The organism is Haloferax sp. Atlit-12N (genome assembly GCF_003383095.1).
In the GTDB taxonomy this organism is placed as follows: domain Archaea; phylum Halobacteriota; class Halobacteria; order Halobacteriales; family Haloferacaceae; genus Haloferax.
Window position 1 is genome coordinate 180,482 of sequence record NZ_PSYW01000005.1, and the last position, 16,536, is coordinate 197,017.

Consider the following 16,536-nt stretch of genomic DNA (forward strand, 5'->3'; position numbering starts at 1 on the left):
CAACTTTTGCAATATTTGCGAAAAAGCTCCAGAGAGCAGTATAAAATTTCTCGGCGGTTTTGGTAGCTTCATAAAACGTTACGAAAGAAGAATGTTCGTCCTAAGCCGGGTCTGAACAGTCGAAAAAGAAGCGAATTCACGGTAACGCTCGGCCCCTTATATGATGGTCCCTGTCGTATGCAGAAGTGACGATGTCCGGAATCCCCTCCACGACCGACTCGATGGCGCTCGACTTCGCATCGACTATCGGCCGCCTCGCGTATGCCCCCCTCGAAACCGTCGCGTTCTGGTCGGCAGTCACGCTTCCCCTCGCGTATCTGCCCGTCCTCAGCGGCGGTCTCTCAGCCGGCGAACTCCCCCTCTTCGCCGGGCTCATCGCTGTCCACGCCGTCGCGCTCGTTCTCGGGCGCAACCACGGCCAGCAGTAAACCGCGGTCCCCGACGCGTACGACCAACCCGGATTCGTCTCGGTTCCCCGTCGACGCTTTCCCCTCCACACGGCGCGCGTCTGCCCCTGCCCGACCGCGAACCGTCTGCAAATTAGCCCACCTGACACCGACTCCAATCGGAACACCAACCTTAGCCCAACTCCAACCCGAACACCAACCTCAGCTAACCTCTGCTCACACCCAACCCAACCCAACCCAACCCCGCGTCTCGAACTGCACTCCACGGCCGCAACTACCCCCGAATCCCGACCTCGACGGCGACTGGCCCCCGCCACACTCGTACGGTCCCCCTTCTCCCCCCATTCGTCCCTGACGCGCCCCGAGTACCGTCTGTGCATTCCGAGTCTTCCGAGTGCTCTCCGGCCCGCGTCTCGACGTTAGCGGTCGCTCGCGACTTCGAGAACGAGACGAGCCAGCGATAGCGCGATTGGGGTCGTCCGAAACCCCGTCGGTCGGGTCAGAACCCGACGAACAGGAACAGGCCGACGGTGAGGAGAATCGACAGGGCGAGCACGCCGGCGAACACCGGCGTGCTCCACGCCTTGACCGTCTTGCCGTCCAGAGAGCCGAACGGGAGCATGTTGAACGCCGCGAGGAAGGCGTTGATGATGAGCCCGCGCGAGCCGACGAGTTGGACCACGTCGGAACCGACGAGGACGCCAACGACGAGCACCGGCGCAAACGCGACGAGGAGCAGCAGGTTCGTCACCGGTCCCGCGAGGGCGATGAGGCCGTGTTCGCGCTCCGTGAGCACGCCGCGGTGGTAGACCGCGCCGGGCGCGGCGAAGATGAACCCGACGAGCGCGCTCATGATTGCGACCGCGAGCATGCCGTAGTCCGCGCGAAACTCGGCGACCTGATTGAACCTGATGGCGACGACCTTGTGGGCGACCTCGTGGAGGAGAAAGCCCACGCCGGCCGTCAGGAGACTCACGACGAGCGCGAGGCCGAACGACCCGCTCGTCAGCAGTTGGATGGTGCGGTTGCCGCCGCCAGCGAAGAAGATGGCGAAGGCGAGGCCGAGCGCGACCCACGCGACGAGCAGGTCGCGGAGTTCGCGCGAGGAAAAGGAGACGTTCACGTCAGGGACCTCCAGATGAGGTCGGCACTGTTGCGCGCGCCCTCGAACATCAGATTCGTCACGCCCGCGATGCCGCCGAGGTCGGAGGCGATGACGGGGATGACGTACGTGACGAAGAGGAAGCTGGCGATGATGCTCCCGATGTTCGTCATGGCGACGACCATGATGAGCTTGAACAGCGGCACGTCGAACATCTGGCCGACGAGTTCGACGATGGGCGTCTCCTCGTCGGAGAGCAGTTCGTTCAGTTTGCCGATGTCGCCGACGTTGACCGGCGTGTGCCGGAGTTCGACGTAGCCGGTGAACCAGCCGGGCGCGAGAAGCGGGTTGATGGAGGTCATCCACGCGACGAGACCGCCGACGAGGGCGGAGGTCCACCGCGCGCCGGCGACCTTGGCGAGGGCGGCGGCGAACACGCCGTTGATGAGGAACCACGCGCCGAAGATGGTCAAGAGCCGTTCGTTGCCGACGCCGGCCATCGCGAGGAGGACGAAGAAGGCGACGAACACGGCGGTGACGCCGAAGCCGAGCAGTTTGCCCCACGGGAAGCCGTCCTTTTCGGCGACGCCGACGAGCGACTCCATCGGCGGGAGCGTCTCGGGGTGTTCGAGGTAGTTCTCGATGCCCTCGCGGTGGCCCGCGCCGACGATGGCGACCACGTGCCGACCGGACTGCCGGAGTGCGACGAGTTGGTGGGCAATGTAGGCGTCGCGCTCGTCGATGAGCGCCTCAGCGCCGCCGGGGCTGAACCGGCGGAACTCCTCCATCATGGCCGAGACCACGTCGCCGTCTGTCAGTTCGGCCATGTCGAACTCCTCGTAGTCGGCGTCGCCCTCGGCGGGCGCGAACAGGCCGAAGGCGTTCAGGACCGCGCCGGCGGTGATGCCCACGACGACGCCCGCAAGGACGCCGATAACGAGGCTCCCGACGATGGCGGTTCCGAGGCTCCCGAGGATACCCGAGACGAGACCGGTTCCAATTCCGAGGCCGAAGCCGGCGACGATACCGATTGCCGCGCCGCCGCCGAGGCCCGCGAGAACCGCGTCGTCGCCGTCGAGGGAGAACGAGGCGACGGTGTAGAGCATGTACGCGGCCGCGGCGCCGAGGACCGCGGCGGTGGCGGTGCGCGTCAACAGGAGGTCGGTGACGCCGACCGCGCCCCCGAACAGGCCGACGAGCGGCCCGAGGAAGACGCCGACGGCGATGCCCAACACCGCGCCGACCCCGCGGGCGTCGGCGACGCCGAACAGGAGGTCGCCGGCCATGCGTATCTTTTCGAGCGTGCCCATCCGCCGCCAGAAGCGCTGGATGGTCACCTGGATGTCGCGGTCGACGAGCGCCACGTCGAGGCCTTCCTCTTCGGCGGTCTCGACCGCCGCGAGCATGTCCGCGCCGGGCTTCACGTCGAACTTGTCTCCCATCTGCGACTGGACGTACGAGAGCATCCAGTAGGCGATAAACTGGAAGACGGTGTTGCCGCGAAGCAGGTCGCGCGCTTCGATGTCGTCGGGCGTTCCGCCCTTCATCTGCCGGTAGCGCCCCTCGTCGAGTTCGACCGCGACGACGTCGGGACGCTCCTCCCTGACGGTCTCTTCGACCTCTCTGACGCTGTCGGCCGAGACGTGGGCCGTGCCGACGACGCGGACGTGACCCTCGCCGGGCGACGAATCGTTCATCGCCGGGTTTACCGCCCCACGGTTTTTATCCGTGTCGGCATCTCCCACGAACTATGCAGGATTTCGACGCGCGAACCCCGACGCCCGCCCACGAGACGGCCATCGACTGCCTGCAGGCCGGCGTCGAGGCCGTCCTACCCGACCGCGTCGTCCGCGAATCCGTGTCGCTCGACGGCGACACCCTGACCGTCGCGGACGAGACCTACGACCTGACCGCCTACGACCGCATCCTCGTCGTCGGCGGGGGCAAAGCCGGTGACGGCGTCGCGGACGCCCTCGAAGCCGTCCTCGGCGACCGCATCGACGACGGCGTCGTGGTGACGCCCGACCCGACGCCGAGCCCCGACGGGCGCATCGAGCGACTCCCCGGCGACCACCCGGTCCCCTCCGCGCGCGGCGTCGAGAGCACCCGGCGGCTCGTGGACCTCATCTCCGACCTCGACGACCGGACGCTCGTCCTCGCCGCCATCACCGGCGGCGCGAGCGCGGTCCTCCCGGCTCCCGCCGAGGGCGTCTCGCTCGCCGAGTTGCAGGAGACGACCGACAGACTGCTCGAAAGCGGCGCGGAGATTCACGACCTCAACGCGGTCAGAAAGCACGTTTCGACGCTGAAGGGCGGCGGTCTCGCGCGCCTCGCCGCGCCCGCGACGGTCGTCGGCCTCGTCCTCTCGGACGTGGTCGGAAACGACCTCGGCGTCATCGCCTCCGGCCCGACTGCGCCCGACGAGACGACCTACGACGACGCCCTCGACGTGCTGGACCGCTTCGACCTCGACGTGCCGAAATCGGTCCGAACGCGCCTCGCCCGCGGCTCGGCGGGCGACGTTCCGGAGACGCCGAAGCCCGGCGACCCGGTGTTCGACCGGGTGACGAACCACGTTCTCGCGGACACCTTCACCGCGCTCGACGCCGCCCGCGAGGTGGCCGACGAACGCGGTTACGACCCGCTCGTCCTCTCGTCTCGCGTGCGCGGCGAGGCGCGCGAGGCCGCGAAGACCCACGTCGCCGTCGCGGAAGAGTCGCTTGCGACCGGAAACCCGATTGCCGCGCCCGCCGTGGTCCTCTCGGGTGGCGAATGCACCGTGACGGTCCGCGGCGACGGCGACGGCGGCCCGAATCTCGAATTCTGCCTCGCGGCCGCCGCGGAACTCCCCGACGAGGCCGTCCTCGCCAGCATCGACAGCGACGGGAAAGACGGCGGGACGGAGGTCGCGGGCGCGGTCGTGGACTCGTCGACCGTCGACGCAGGTGACGCTCACGACGCGCTGGCGAGAAACGACGCGCTCCCGGTGCTTCGAGAGGCCGACGCGCTCGTCGAGTCCGGCGCGACGGGGACGAACGTCAACGACCTGCGCGTCGTCGTGGTCGGCGAGGGCGTCTGAGCGCCGACAGTTTCGCGGGCGACGGACAACAGGTTTGTATCCTCCGGCGGAGTACCTCACTCCATGGCCGGTTTGTTGCCCTCTACCCCCGACACCTCCGCCGCGGACGAATCCTCCCCGCGGGTCATCGGACTCGACGACGACGAGGCGTCGGACCTCCTATCGGCGCTCTCCTCGGAAACGGCCCGCCGCGTGCTCGCCGCGCTCCACGAAACGCCGACGAACGCCGCGGACCTCGCAGAGCGCGTCGACACGTCGCTCCAGAACGTCCAGTACCATCTCCGAAAGCTCGACGACGCGGGCCTCGTCGAGGTGGTCGACACCGTCTACTCCGAGAAGGGCCGCGAGATGAAGGTGTACGCGCCCGCCGACAGGCCGCTGGTCGTCGTCGCCGCCGGCGAGGAGACCCGGACGGGCCTCGCGTCCATGCTGTCGAGTCTGCTCGGCGGCGTCGCCGTCTTGGGTCTGCTCTCGGCGTTCGTCCAGTGGGTCGCCACGCGCGGCCTCGGCGTCCTCGGCGGGGCTGGCGGTGCGGCTGAGTCCGCCGACGCCGGGACGGTCTCGACGATGGCTGCGGAGGCCGCGCCCGCGGCGGCGCAGGGAATCCCGCCGGGGCTCGCCTTCTTCGCCGGCGGCCTCGTCATCCTGCTCGTCATCGCGGCCGTCCAGTTCGCCAGACGCTGAGGCTCCGCGGGAGCGGACGGCGACCGCGTCGGCGACTCGTTCTGGGGTAACTATTCGTACTCCGACCAACTACAGCATAGCATGAAACACCGTGCCGTGGTCCGCGGTATCGGGGTCGGCGTCGGCGAAGACGGCTCGAACGTCCCGGCGGTCGTCCTCGAAGCGCGCGACGAGTTCCTGCCCATCGTCATCACGTCGGACCAGGCCCAGGCCATCCAACTCGGCCTCTCCGGCGAGCAGTTCGAGCGCCCGCTGACCCACGACCTCCTGGTCGAGATGGTGACGGAGTTCGGCGGAGCTATCGACAGCATCCGCATCGACGACCTCTCGAACGGCACGTTCCTCGCCAAGGTCGACGCGGAGCGATACCACGACGGGGAGGCGCGGACGTTCGTCTTCGACGCCCGCCCGAGCGACGCCATCGCACTCGCCATCCGCGTGGACTGCCCCATCCTCGTCTCCGACGAGGTGCTCGACGCCGCCGGGCAGTCGCCCGAGGCGTTCGACGCCGACTTCGACGAGTGAACCGGGGGCGTCGCCGCCGCGCCCCACGATTTCAAGCCCCCTCGGCGTGACTCTGCTCGCATGAGCGAATCCACCGCGACGCTCGACGAGTCGCGCACCGAGATGACCGAGCTCCTCCTGCCGAACGACACCAACAACCTCGGGCGAGCCCTCGGTGGGGCGGTCCTCCACTGGATGGACATCTGCGGGGCCATCGCGGCGATGCGATTCTCGAACCGGCAGTGCGTCACCGCGTCGATGGACCACGTCGACTTCATCAGCCCCATCGACCTCGGCGAGGTGGCCGTCATGGAGGCGTACGTGTTCAACGTCGGCCGGACCAGCGTGGACGTGAAAGTCGACGTACACGCCGAGAACCCGAAGACCGACGAACTACGGAAGACGACCACCTCCTTCCTGACGTTCGTCGCCCTCGACGACGACGGGAAGCCGACGCCCGTCCCCCGACTCGTCTGCGAGACGGACGAGGAAGAGGAACTCCGCGCCGAGGCGGTCGCCGCCCGCGCCGACCAGCTCGAATCCGTCATCGAGCGCATGGAGAACTGAGACGACCAGCGCCGAACCCTTTTCCCGGACCGCGACCGACTGACGACCATGCTCGACGTTCCCGTCCCGGACCCGCCGTCGCTCCCGACGGTGGACCCGAACCAGTACGACGACGCGCAGGTGGCGGCCGACGCCGACTTCAAGCGCGCCGAGTTGGAGGAGTTCCTCGAAGCCGGCGCGTGGGCCGACGCCTTCGAGGCGTGGGCCGCGGAGACGCCCGTCACCGAGGCGCAGTGGGAAATCGTCCTCGACCTCGACCTCCTTTCCCACTTCGACTTCTTCTGGGACGACTTCGCGGACCGCGTCGGCTACCACGCGCCGGGCATTCCCGAAGACTGGAAGGAGCGCGAACTCCACCCCGACCTCACCTCGTGGGGCGAGGTGTCGTCTATCAACGCCGGCCTCACCGAACTCGGACAGGACGTGTGCGACGTGCTCAAAGACGACTACATCGACTGGGAGTCCGAGTACGAAGCGCCCGACGACCTGCCGGACTTCGGCTGAGCCGCCGGGTCGCGTGTCACGGCGGCGGACGTTTATGTCGTTCCCGCACCACACGACAGTATGCACCGCCGAGCCCTCCTTTCGAGCGCCGCCGCGCTCTCGCTTGCCGGTCTCTCGGGTTGTCTCGCCGACGCCCGACAGACCACAAGCGGTCGCATCCGCGCCGACACCGGCCACTCGAAACTCCACCCGGCAGACGAGCAGTACGTGAACGGGTCGTTCCCCGACGACGCCGACTTCCGCGGGTGGCTGTTCGGCGACCCGCCGGACGACCAGACGGACGTGTTCACCGACCGCGCGATGCAGGGCGAGTACTCGAACGACCTGCTGTGGGCCGAGGGCGATTCGTTCGTCCTCCTGTTCGAGGTCCGGATGGCACGCGAGGACGCCGCGTTCTACAACGTCGCGCAGTCCCCGTCGTGGACCGGGTGGCGCGACGCGGAACTCCCGATTCGCCGGTCGCCGCCCGCCGACCTCGAACCGTTCGACGCGGACACGCTCGTCTGCACTCACCTCTCGAAGTTCGACGTAGCGAGAGGGGAGGCTCCGACGAACGCCACGCTCCGGATGTTCGAGCGCGACGATGAGTCCGGAACCACGCACGGGTCGGACTCCGAGTCGGTCGTTGCAACACATCGCGTCGGTCGCTGGTCGGACCGGTAGCGTCGGTGGCGGCGGTGGCGGCGGGCCGCGAGACGGCGTCGGAGTAAGCGTTATGTCGCTTCCGAGACTTCGTTCGAACAGCATGCGACGACTCCTGACTCTGCGCCGCCCGCCCGCGGTCGGCCAGTCACGGCGCTCGGTCGTCGCCCCGTCGTCCATTATTGCGGGGCAGTAGCCTCGCACATCTCTCATCCTCGACTCCCGCCCGTATCGACTTCCGAGCGACAGCGGTCTCCCGTCCGGTGTGACCACGACCACCGGAACCCAACATGGAGCGACACACAACCCACACCCGACAGGCGTATCGACAGCGACCAGCAGAGCATCGACAGCGGAGGGTCTCCCGTGTCTGAGCCCGACCCGGCGGCACGTCCCGCCGACGCGGACCAGACCCGCCGTTTTGATATATATCCACGAGAAGGACGGGGTATGGAAGACATCGCAGACCAGTACACGCCGTCGGACGTGGAGTCCGTCGTCGGCGAGTACTGGGACGAGAACGACGCGTACGAGGCGACGAAGGAGGCACACGCCGACGACCCGTCGTTCTTCTTCGTCGACGGCCCGCCGTACACGTCCGGCCAGATGCACCTCGGCACGGCGTGGAACAAGACGCTGAAGGACGCCGTCATCCGGCACAAGCGCATGACGGGGCATCAGGTCACGGACCGCCCCGGCTACGACATGCACGGCCTCCCCATCGAGGTCAAAGTCGAGGAGGAACTCGGCTTCACCTCGAAGCGCGACATCGAGGAGTTCGGCATGGAGCAGTTCATCCAGAAGTGCAAGGAGTTCGCCGTCCGCAACCGCGAGGCGATGGACGAGGACTTCCAGTCTATCGGCGCGTGGATGGACTGGGACAACCCCTATCAGACGCTGTCGCCCGAGTACATGGAGTCCGCGTGGTGGGCCTTCTCGAAGGTCGCCGAAAACGGACTGGTCGAACAGGGCAAGCGGAGCGTCAACTACTGCCCGCGCTGTCAGACCGCCATCGCGGCCAACGAGGTCGAGTACGACGAAATCACCTCGCCGTCTATCTACGTCAAGTTCCCGCTGAAGGGCCGCGAGGGCAACCTCGTCATCTGGACGACGACGCCGTGGACCATCCCCGCCAACACGTTCGTCGCCGTCGACGGCGAGATGACGTATCAGGAGGTCCGCGCCGAGAAGGACGGCGAGAGCGAAGTGCTCTACCTCGCCGAACCCTGCGTCGAGGAAGTCCTGAAGAAGGGCCGCTACGAGGACTACGAGGTCCTCTCGGAGGTCACGGGCGAGGAGATGGTCGGCTGGGAGTACGACCACCCGCTCGACGGCGTCGTCGCCGAGTACGCCGACTTCGAGGGCGCGGGACAGGTGTACACCGCCGACTACGTCGAGGCCGACCGCACGGGCCTCGTCCACTCCGCGCCCGGCCACGGGCAGGAAGACTTCGCCCGCGGGCAGGAACTCGGCTTAGACGTGTTCGTTCCCGTCGACGACAAAGGCGAGTTCACCGAGCAGGGCGGCGACTACGCGGGCACCTTCGTCCGCGACGCCAACCCGGAAGTCATCGAGGACCTCGACGAACTCGGGCACCTGCTTCACGCCGACGAGCACGACCACCGCTACGGTCACTGTTGGCGCTGTGACACGGACATCATCTTCCTCGCCACCGACCAGTGGTTCATCACGGTCACCGACGTGAAAGAGCAACTCCTCGACAACATCGAGGAGTCCGAGTGGCACCCGCAGTGGGCCCGCGACAACCGCTTCCGCGACTTCGTGAGCGACGCGCCCGACTGGAACGTCTCCCGCCAGCGCTACTGGGGCATCCCGCTTCCCATCTGGGTTCCGCAGGACGCCGACGCCGAGGGCGCACAGGAGATGATTGTCGTCGGCACCCGCGAGGAACTCGCCGAGCGCGCCGACCAGGACATCGACCCCGAGACGGTGGACCTCCACCGGCCCTCGGTGGACCCCATCACCATCACCGAAGACGGCGTGACATACGAGCGCGTCCCCGACGTGTTCGACGTGTGGATCGACTCCTCCGTCGCCACGTGGGGCACGCTCGACTTCCCCGGCGAGACGGACGCCTACGACGAACTGTGGCCCGCCGACCTCATCATCGAGGCGCACGACCAGACCCGCGGCTGGTTCTGGTCGCAACTCGGCATGGGCACCGCCGCGACCGGCGAGTCGCCGTACAAGGAGGTCATCATGCACGGCTTCGCCAACGACAAGGACGGTCGCAAGATGTCCAAGTCCGTCGGCAACATCGTCACGCCCGAGGAGGCCATCGACCGCGCCGGCCGCGACCCGCTTCGCGCCTACCTCCTCAGCCACGACCAGCAGGGCGTGGACCTCTCGTTCGAGTGGGACGGCCTCGCCGACACCCAGTCGACGCTCAACATCTTCTGGAACGTCTTTCGCTTCCCGCTTCCGTACATGGACCTCGACGGCTACGACCCCGCCGAGGCCGACCTCTCGGAGGGCGAACTCACCGTCGTCGACGAGTGGGTGCTCTCGCGGCTCCAGACCGTCGAGGCCGAGATGGCCGACGCGTGGGACGACTACGAGGTCTCCACCGCGCTCAACACGCTTCTGGACTTCATCACGCAGGACGTGTCGCGCTTCTACGTGAAGGCCATCCGCGAGCGCATGTGGGACGAGGAGGACTCGGCGTCGAAGCTCGGCGCGTACGCCACGCTCTCGACGGTGCTCTCGGAGTCCATCCGGCTCATCGCGCCCTACGCGCCGTACATGGCCGAGCGGATGTACCAACGACTCGACGGCTCGGAGACGTCCGTCCACATGCTGTCGTACCCGGAGGCCGACGAGGACCGCCGCGACGAGGAACTGGAGACCAACATGGCCGTCCTCCGCGACGTGGAGGAGGCCGCGGCGCACGCCCGCCAACTCGGCGGCCGCAAGCTCCGCTGGCCCGTCTCGCGCATCGTCGTCGAGTCCGACGACGAGAACGTCGCCGACGCGGTCGAAGCCCTCTCCGACCTCCTCGCGGAGCGCGTGAACACCCGCGACGTGCAGGTCGTCGAGGTCTTCGACGAACTCGTCGAGACCGCAGAGCCGCAGATGAGCGTCATCGGGCCGGAGTTCGGCGCTGAGGCCCAGAAGATAATGGAGGCCGTCGAAGGCCTCTCGCGCGCTGAAGTCGAGGCCGGCGTCGAGGTCGACGGCGAGACGTACGACCTCACCGACGAGATGGTCTCGTACCGCGCGGAGCCGCCGGAACACGTCAGCGGTGCCGACTTCGAGGGCGGCACGGTCTACGTCGACACCGAACTCACCGACGACATCGAGTCCGAGGGCTACGCCCGCGACGTCATCCGCCGCATCCAGGAGATGCGCAAACAACTCGACCTCGACGTCGAGGCCGAAATCGACGTGTCGCTCGCGGTCGACGACGAGCGCGTCGCCGGCTTCGTCGAGGAGAACCGCGACCTCATCGCCGAGGAGGTCCGCGCCCGCGAGTTCGACCTCGGAAGCGCCGAGGGCGAGACGGTCGAGACATGGGACGTCGAGGACGTGTCGGTGACCATCGCGGTCACGCAACTCGACTGAGACGGCTCGCGCCACCCCCCGACCGCTGGTCGGCGCGTCGGTCGGCACGCCGACCGATACTCGGCCGCCGTCGACCCCCGTGAAATGGGGGGTGATGTAACCCGATTTTTCGCAGACGACGCCGGCCTCGTCTTCCGGCTGACTAACACTTTTGACCTCATCGAACGTGATGGACGGTGAGTCATGAAGAAACTCATCAACGAACCCGGAGCGGTCGTAGACGAGATGCTCGACGGGATGGTCGCGGCGCACCCCGAACTGCGCCGACTCGACGGCACGAACGTCCTCGTCCGCGGCGACGCGCCGGTCGAGGGGAAGGTCGCGGTCGTCTCCGGCGGCGGGTCGGGTCACGAGCCGACGCACGCGGGCTATCTCGGCGAGGGGATGCTCGACGGCGCGGCGGCGGGTGAGGTGTTCACCTCGCCGACGGCCGACCAGTTGAACGAGATGATTCAGGCCACGGACGCGGGCGAGGGCGTCCTCTGCGTCGTCAAGAACTACGAGGGCGACGTGATGAACTTCGACACCGCCGCCGAGATGGCCGCCATGGAGGGCGTCGAGGTCGAACAGGTCGTCGTCAACGACGACGTGGCCGTCGAGGACTCGCTGTACACGTCGGGCCGGCGCGGCGTCGCGGGGACCATCTTCGTCCACAAGTGCGCCGGCGCGAAGGCCGCTGCGGGCGGCGACCTCGGCGAGGTCGCGGCAGTCGCCGAGAAGGTCGTCGACAACGTGCGGACGATGGGTATGGCGCTCACCTCCTGTGTCACCCCGGAGAAGGGCGAACCGACGTTCGACCTCGGCGAGGACGAAATCGAACTCGGCATCGGCATCCACGGCGAGCCGGGCACCGAGCGCGCCGACGTCATGAGCGCCGACGAGATAACCGAACACCTGACCGAGAACGTCCTCGACGACCTCGAACTCGACGAGGGCGAGGAGGTCGTGACGATGGTCAACGGCATGGGCGGCACGCCGCTGTCCGAGCTGTACATCGTCAACCGCAAGCTCCAGTCCATCCTCGGCGACCGCGGCATCGAGACGTGGGACGCGTGGGTCGGCGACTACATGACCTCGCTCGACATGATGGGCTGTTCGGTCTCCGTGCTCCGCGTCGACGACGAACTGAAGGAACTGCTCGGCGCGCCCGCGGAGACGCCCGGCCTGACCGTCACCGAGTAAGCGGCGACGCCCACCGAGCGCTCTCGGGGTCGACTCCCGACACGTCCACCGATTTTTCGCGGCAGAACAGTCCCGCGGGACAAGGGATTAACGACAGGCCGACGAAGGACAGCCATGGCTGACGCAGAGACACAACGCGAAGCGGTGCTGGACGCGCTCGACAACGTCGCCGAGCGCCTCGCCGAGGAGAAGGAGTACCTCACGGACCTCGACTCCGCCATCGGCGACGCCGACCACGGCGCGAACATGGAACGCGGCTTCGGCAAGGCCGCCGAAAAGCGCGAGGAGTTCGCCGAGATGGAGCCGAACGAGGTCGTCAAGAACGTCGGGACGACGCTCATCTCGAACGTCGGCGGGGCCTCCGGGCCCCTCTACGGCGGCTCTATCATGTTCGCCAGTCAGGAACTCGAAGACGGCATCACCGCCGAGACTTCGGTGGCGTTCGCCGAGGCGTACCTCGACAAGGTCAAGGACCGCGGCGGCGCGCAGGTCGGCGCGAAGACGATGGTCGACGCGCTCGTCCCCGCCGTCCACACCTACAAGAAGTCCATCGAGCAGGACGACCTCCCGCCGCTCGAAGCCCTCGCCAAGGCCGTCGACGCGGCCGAGCGCGGCGTCGCCTTCACGGTCCCCATCAAGGCGATGAAGGGCCGCGCGTCGTTCCTCGACTGGCGTTCTGTCGGCCATCAGGACCCCGGCGCGACGAGCACGCTGTTCATCCTCGAAGAGCTACTGGAGACCGCCGAGGAGTACCTCGACGGCGAGGTCGACCGCGACGCCCGGGCCGAAGACGCCGTCGGGAGGGACGAATGATCGGCCTCGTCGTCGTCTCGCACAGCGCGAAGGCGGCCGAGGGAATCGCTGAGGTCGCCGCACAGATGGGCGGCGGCAACGCCCGCATCGTCCCCGCCGGTGGGGACGAAGACGGCATCGGAACCTCGCCGGACCGCATTCGCGAGGGCATCGAGGAGGCGGACGACGGCGACGGTGTCGTCGTCCTCGTCGACCTCGGCAGCGCCGTGATGAACGCGGAACTCGCCATCGAGATGGCGATGGACTCCGAGGCCGTCATCGCGGACGCGCCGATTCTGGAGGGGACGCTCAACGCGGCCGTCGAGACGACGAGCAAGAAGGCGACGCTCGATTCGGTCGTCGAGCGCGCCGAGGACGCCCGCGACTACCGGAAACTGAACTGAGCCGGCCGGGGACGACCCGGTTTCCGCGCCACCGACCCAACCGGAAAAGAGACCGCCGCGCGACGTGGCGGCCCGCAGTCCCGTTCCGCTTTGTTCTGTTTCGTGTTATTCTTCGTCGCCGTCTTCGGGCGTCGAGAGCACTGCTTCGAGCGCGTCGAGCGCGGCCTCCGCGTCGTCGCCCTCGGCGACGAGGCGAATCTCCTCGCCGTGGCCGACGCCGAGGCCGGTGACGGCGAGCATGCTGGCGGCGGGGACGAGGTCGTCCTCGTCGGCACGGCCGAGTTGGATGTCGGCGTCGAAGGAGTTCGCGGTCTCGACGAACTGGGAGGCGGGACGAGCGTGCAGGCCGTCTTTCGGGACGACGGCGACGATGCGTTCCATACGTCGGGTATCGACTGCGGAGCGTTATCGCTACCGGTTGCGGAACGCGGCGCAGAAAAAATCGCGAACGACGTGTGCGGGGCCGGGGGCGTCCGGGCGGTTAGAGCCCGAGGTACGCCGAGTTGGGGATAGCCCCGAGCAGGAACAGCACGCCGATGAGCAGCGAGTAGATGGTAATCGACATCGCCGGCGGGTCCACGTGGGTCCCGGAGTGCGCGTAGGCGATGCGCTGGGTGACTTCACCGAGAAGCGCCCCGATGAGTCCACCGAACGCGGCGGCGACGATGATGAGCGGTTCGCTCCCGCCGACCATCGGCGCGGCGACGGCTCCGAACGCCGACCCACCGAGGGTGATGTGGTGGGTGACGGGTATCTTCTCGACGCCGAGGTTCAAGAACAGCAGGCTGGCCGCGGAGATACCGTAGGCGAGGAAGAAGCTCTCCGTGATGAGCCACGTCCAGCCGCCGAGGATACCGGCTCCGAGGCCGATGACCACGATGTTGACCCACTTGTACTGGTGGGGAAGCCACGGTTCGGTTGCGGGGCGGCCGCTGCCGTCGCCGCGCATCGTTCCCTTCTCGAACGGCGACATGTCGAGGAGGCCGCTACCGGCGGGCGAGCCGATGAGCGGGTAGCCGAAGGCGATGCGCGCGATGAACGCCGTCGTCATGACGGACAGGGCGACGCTGTCGAGCGGGAGGCCGATGCCGCCCGCGACGCGGGAGATGAGGAGCCCGAGGACGCCGAACAGACCACCGACGGCGAGGATGTCGGGCTGGGTGCCGAAGGCGTACGTGATGTCCTTACCGAAGTGGTAGCCGCCTTCGCTGGGGTTCATGTCGGCGTACCGCTTGCCTGCGTAGGCGCTGGCGGCGACACCGCCGGCGAAGGCGATGTGCGGGCCGACGAAGGGGCCGAACCCGATACTGCCGGTGATGCCCGTGCCGAGTTCGCCAGCGGTGACGAGGTCGGCACCTTCCAACTGTCGGATGACGACGCCCGCCGTCTCGCCGAGCAGCACGACGAAGCCGGTGAAGATGAACGACGGCAGCGCGCCGATGGCCGCACCGAACATCCCGCCCGCGAACGCCGCGAGCAGGAGGACGACGAACCGCTCGGCGCTGACGCCGATGACCGGAATCTGGAGTGCGAATGCTTCGAACACGAGTTACTCCTCCCGTGCCCAGTCGAGCGAGCGGTCGACGGCCTCTTTCCAGCGGCCGTAGCGCGCTTCGACGTTCTGTGGGTCTTTCGGGGCGAACTCGCGGTCGACCTGCCAGTTCTCGCGGAGTTCGTCGAGCGTCTCCCAGTAGCCGACGGCGAGGCCGGCGGCGTAGGCCGCGCCCAGCGCGGTCGTCTCGTCGACCTGCGGGCGGACGATTTCCGTGTCGAGGATGTTCGACTGGAGCTGACAGAGGAAGTTGTTCTTGACCGCGCCGCCGTCGACACGGAGACTGGAGAGGTCGATGTCGCTGTCGGACTCCATCGCCTCGGCCACGTCGCGCGTCTGGAACGCGATGGATTCGAGCGTCGCGCGGACGATGTGCTCGCGGCGGGTGCCGCGGGTCATGCCGACGATGGTGCCGCGAGCGCGCTGGTCCCAGTGGGGCGCACCGAGGCCCGTGAACGCCGGGACGAAGTAGACGCCGTCGGTGGACTCGACCGACCGAGCGAGCTTCTCGGACTCACCGGCGTTGTCGATGAGTGTCATGTCTTCGAGCCACTCGATTGCCGCGCCCGTGATGAAGATGGAGCCTTCGAGGGCGTACTGGACCGGCTCACCGGAGCGCTGGAAGCCGACGGTGGTGAGGAGGCCGTGTTCGGACATGACCGCCTCCTCGCCGGTGTTCATCAGCATGAACGAGCCGGTACCGTAGGTGTTCTTCGCGTCGCCGGCGTCGAAACAGGTCTGGCCGAACAGCGCGGCCTGCTGGTCGCCGAGCGCGCCGGCGACGGGGACTTCCGCGCCGAGGAAGCCGTCCGCGTCGGTCTCGCCGTAGTGGTCGTCGTCGGACGACGGGCGGACCTCGGGGAGGAGTTCGCGGGGGACGTTGAACTCGTCGAGGAGTTCGTCGTCCCACTCCATGTCGTGGATGTTGAACAGCATCGTCCGCGACGCGTTCGTCACGTCCGTGATGTGGTTCCCCGTCAGGTTGTAGATGAGCCACGTGTCGATGGTCCCGAAGGCGAGTTCGCCGTCGGCTGCGCGGTCTCGGATATCCTCGGGTCGGGAGCGCTGGAGCTTGATGGGGTCGGAGTTGTCCAGCAGCCACTCGGCTTTCGTCGCGGAGAAGTACGCGTCGGGTTCGAGACCCGTCTTGGCGCGCACGTCGTCGGTCTTGCCGTCCGCTTCGAGCGTCTCGATGCGGTCGGTCGTCCGACGGTCCTGCCAGACGATAGCGTTGTGAATCGGCTGTCCGGTCTCACGGTCCCAGATGAGCGTCGTCTCGCGCTGGTTCGTGATACCGATGGCTTCCAACTGCTCGGCGTCGAGTCCGGCGCTCGAAAGCGCCGCGTCGATGACCTTCTTCGTGTTGTCCCAAATCTCGTTTGCGTCGTGTTCGACCCAACCGGGCTCTGGGTAGATCTGTTCGTGCTTTTCGTAGGCGTTGGCGACCACCTTGCCGTCGTGGTCGAACACCATGAACCGCGTGCCTGTGGTACCCTGGTCGATGGCACCGACGTAAGTTTCTCCTGACATTTCTA

General features: G+C 67.5%; 16 protein-coding genes. 11 read left to right on the top strand and 5 right to left on the bottom strand.

Translation table 11 applies throughout. The features are described from left to right. Positions 1 to 191 precede the first annotated feature (191 nt). Entirely contained in the window at positions 192 to 428 is a 237-nt protein-coding gene (locus C5B90_RS18650) for a hypothetical protein (RefSeq protein ID WP_115883499.1), read from the top strand. 478 nt (positions 429 to 906) lie between these two features. Here C5B90_RS18650 and C5B90_RS18655 read toward each other — a convergent pair whose 3' ends face one another. Both C5B90_RS18655 and C5B90_RS18660 read right to left on the bottom strand, forming a co-directional pair. Continuing rightward, a complete protein-coding gene (locus C5B90_RS18655) occupies positions 907 to 1,530 on the bottom strand; it encodes a metalloprotease (RefSeq protein ID WP_115883445.1) in 624 nt (207 codons plus the stop codon). Continuing rightward, positions 1,527 to 3,206 carry a TraB/GumN family protein gene (locus C5B90_RS18660; protein ID WP_115883446.1) on the bottom strand — a complete coding sequence of 560 codons (1,680 nt, stop codon included), beginning with the start codon at positions 3,204 to 3,206 and terminating at the stop codon, positions 1,527 to 1,529. Before C5B90_RS18660 ends, C5B90_RS18655 begins: the two co-directional genes overlap by 4 nt. A gap of 53 nt (positions 3,207 to 3,259) precedes the next feature. Here C5B90_RS18660 and C5B90_RS18665 point away from each other — a divergent pair, with 53 nt between their 5' ends. The 10 genes from C5B90_RS18665 (at position 3,260) to dhaM (ending at position 13,449) form a co-directional block, all read left to right on the top strand. Next, positions 3,260 to 4,588 carry a glycerate kinase gene (locus C5B90_RS18665; RefSeq protein ID WP_115883447.1) on the top strand — a complete coding sequence of 443 codons (1,329 nt, stop codon included), beginning with the start codon at positions 3,260 to 3,262 and terminating at the stop codon, positions 4,586 to 4,588. Positions 4,589 to 4,651: 63 nt separating this feature from the next. Then, positions 4,652 to 5,272 carry a winged helix-turn-helix domain-containing protein gene (locus C5B90_RS18670; RefSeq protein ID WP_115883448.1) on the top strand — a complete coding sequence of 207 codons (621 nt, stop codon included), beginning with the start codon at positions 4,652 to 4,654 and terminating at the stop codon, positions 5,270 to 5,272. Positions 5,273 to 5,353: 81 nt separating this feature from the next. Beyond that, positions 5,354 to 5,797 carry a bifunctional nuclease family protein gene (locus C5B90_RS18675; protein ID WP_115883449.1) on the top strand — a complete coding sequence of 148 codons (444 nt, stop codon included), beginning with the start codon at positions 5,354 to 5,356 and terminating at the stop codon, positions 5,795 to 5,797. A gap of 60 nt (positions 5,798 to 5,857) precedes the next feature. Next, positions 5,858 to 6,343 (top strand): acyl-CoA thioesterase, encoded by a 486-nt coding sequence (locus C5B90_RS18680; protein WP_058567578.1) that lies wholly within the window; start codon positions 5,858 to 5,860, stop codon positions 6,341 to 6,343. A gap of 48 nt (positions 6,344 to 6,391) precedes the next feature. Next, on the top strand, positions 6,392 to 6,847 hold the full coding sequence (locus C5B90_RS18685; protein WP_115883450.1) for a hypothetical protein: 456 nt from the start codon (positions 6,392 to 6,394) through the stop codon (positions 6,845 to 6,847). Between the two features lie 60 nt (positions 6,848 to 6,907). Next, complete coding sequence (locus C5B90_RS18690; protein WP_115883451.1) at positions 6,908 to 7,510, top strand: hypothetical protein; 603 nt, start codon at positions 6,908 to 6,910, stop codon at positions 7,508 to 7,510. A gap of 429 nt (positions 7,511 to 7,939) precedes the next feature. Then, positions 7,940 to 11,071, top strand: coding sequence for an isoleucine--tRNA ligase (gene ileS / locus C5B90_RS18695; RefSeq protein ID WP_115883452.1), 3,132 nt, complete (start codon positions 7,940 to 7,942; stop codon positions 11,069 to 11,071). 183 nt (positions 11,072 to 11,254) lie between these two features. Continuing rightward, on the top strand, positions 11,255 to 12,253 hold the full coding sequence (gene dhaK / locus C5B90_RS18700) for a dihydroxyacetone kinase subunit DhaK (protein WP_115883453.1): 999 nt from the start codon (positions 11,255 to 11,257) through the stop codon (positions 12,251 to 12,253). Positions 12,254 to 12,367: 114 nt separating this feature from the next. Further along, complete coding sequence (dhaL, locus tag C5B90_RS18705; protein ID WP_115883454.1) at positions 12,368 to 13,066, top strand: dihydroxyacetone kinase subunit DhaL; 699 nt, start codon at positions 12,368 to 12,370, stop codon at positions 13,064 to 13,066. Beyond that, on the top strand, positions 13,063 to 13,449 hold the full coding sequence (gene dhaM / locus C5B90_RS18710; RefSeq protein WP_058827337.1) for a dihydroxyacetone kinase phosphoryl donor subunit DhaM: 387 nt from the start codon (positions 13,063 to 13,065) through the stop codon (positions 13,447 to 13,449). Before dhaL ends, dhaM begins: the two co-directional genes overlap by 4 nt. A gap of 105 nt (positions 13,450 to 13,554) precedes the next feature. Here the strand turns inward: dhaM and ptsH1 are convergent, their stop codons facing one another. The 3 genes from ptsH1 to glpK all read right to left on the bottom strand — a co-directional run bounded on the left by ptsH1 (position 13,555) and on the right by glpK (position 16,531). Continuing rightward, positions 13,555 to 13,830: a phosphocarrier protein HPr gene (ptsH1, locus tag C5B90_RS18715; RefSeq protein WP_115883455.1), complete on the bottom strand. Its 276-nt coding sequence runs from the start codon at positions 13,828 to 13,830 to the stop codon at positions 13,555 to 13,557. A 100-nt stretch (positions 13,831 to 13,930) separates the two neighbouring features. After that, positions 13,931 to 14,995: a hypothetical protein gene (locus tag C5B90_RS18720; RefSeq protein WP_115883456.1), complete on the bottom strand. Its 1,065-nt coding sequence runs from the start codon at positions 14,993 to 14,995 to the stop codon at positions 13,931 to 13,933. 3 nt (positions 14,996 to 14,998) lie between these two features. Beyond that, positions 14,999 to 16,531 (bottom strand): glycerol kinase GlpK, encoded by a 1,533-nt coding sequence (gene glpK, locus C5B90_RS18725; RefSeq protein ID WP_115883457.1) that lies wholly within the window; start codon positions 16,529 to 16,531, stop codon positions 14,999 to 15,001. Positions 16,532 to 16,536: the final 5 nt, after the last annotated feature.

What these genes read in the sequence shown, in the direction of transcription:
- C5B90_RS18660 (WP_115883446.1), bottom strand. Translation starts at nt 3,206, where the DNA reads ATGAACGATTCGTCGCCCGGCGAGGGTCACGTCCGCGTCGTCGGCACG.
- ptsH1 (WP_115883455.1), bottom strand. Translation starts at nt 13,830, where the DNA reads ATGGAACGCATCGTCGCCGTCGTCCCGAAAGACGGCCTGCACGCTCGT.
- dhaM (WP_058827337.1), top strand. Translation starts at nt 13,063, where the DNA reads ATGATCGGCCTCGTCGTCGTCTCGCACAGCGCGAAGGCGGCCGAGGGA.
- dhaK (WP_115883453.1), top strand. Translation starts at nt 11,255, where the DNA reads ATGAAGAAACTCATCAACGAACCCGGAGCGGTCGTAGACGAGATGCTC.
- glpK (WP_115883457.1), bottom strand. Translation starts at nt 16,531, where the DNA reads ATGTCAGGAGAAACTTACGTCGGTGCCATCGACCAGGGTACCACAGGC.
- ileS (WP_115883452.1), top strand. Translation starts at nt 7,940, where the DNA reads ATGGAAGACATCGCAGACCAGTACACGCCGTCGGACGTGGAGTCCGTC.
- C5B90_RS18685 (WP_115883450.1), top strand. Translation starts at nt 6,392, where the DNA reads ATGCTCGACGTTCCCGTCCCGGACCCGCCGTCGCTCCCGACGGTGGAC.
- C5B90_RS18675 (WP_115883449.1), top strand. Translation starts at nt 5,354, where the DNA reads ATGAAACACCGTGCCGTGGTCCGCGGTATCGGGGTCGGCGTCGGCGAA.
- C5B90_RS18690 (WP_115883451.1), top strand. Translation starts at nt 6,908, where the DNA reads ATGCACCGCCGAGCCCTCCTTTCGAGCGCCGCCGCGCTCTCGCTTGCC.
- C5B90_RS18650 (WP_115883499.1), top strand. Translation starts at nt 192, where the DNA reads ATGTCCGGAATCCCCTCCACGACCGACTCGATGGCGCTCGACTTCGCA.
- C5B90_RS18670 (WP_115883448.1), top strand. Translation starts at nt 4,652, where the DNA reads ATGGCCGGTTTGTTGCCCTCTACCCCCGACACCTCCGCCGCGGACGAA.
- dhaL (WP_115883454.1), top strand. Translation starts at nt 12,368, where the DNA reads ATGGCTGACGCAGAGACACAACGCGAAGCGGTGCTGGACGCGCTCGAC.
- C5B90_RS18680 (WP_058567578.1), top strand. Translation starts at nt 5,858, where the DNA reads ATGAGCGAATCCACCGCGACGCTCGACGAGTCGCGCACCGAGATGACC.
- C5B90_RS18665 (WP_115883447.1), top strand. Translation starts at nt 3,260, where the DNA reads ATGCAGGATTTCGACGCGCGAACCCCGACGCCCGCCCACGAGACGGCC.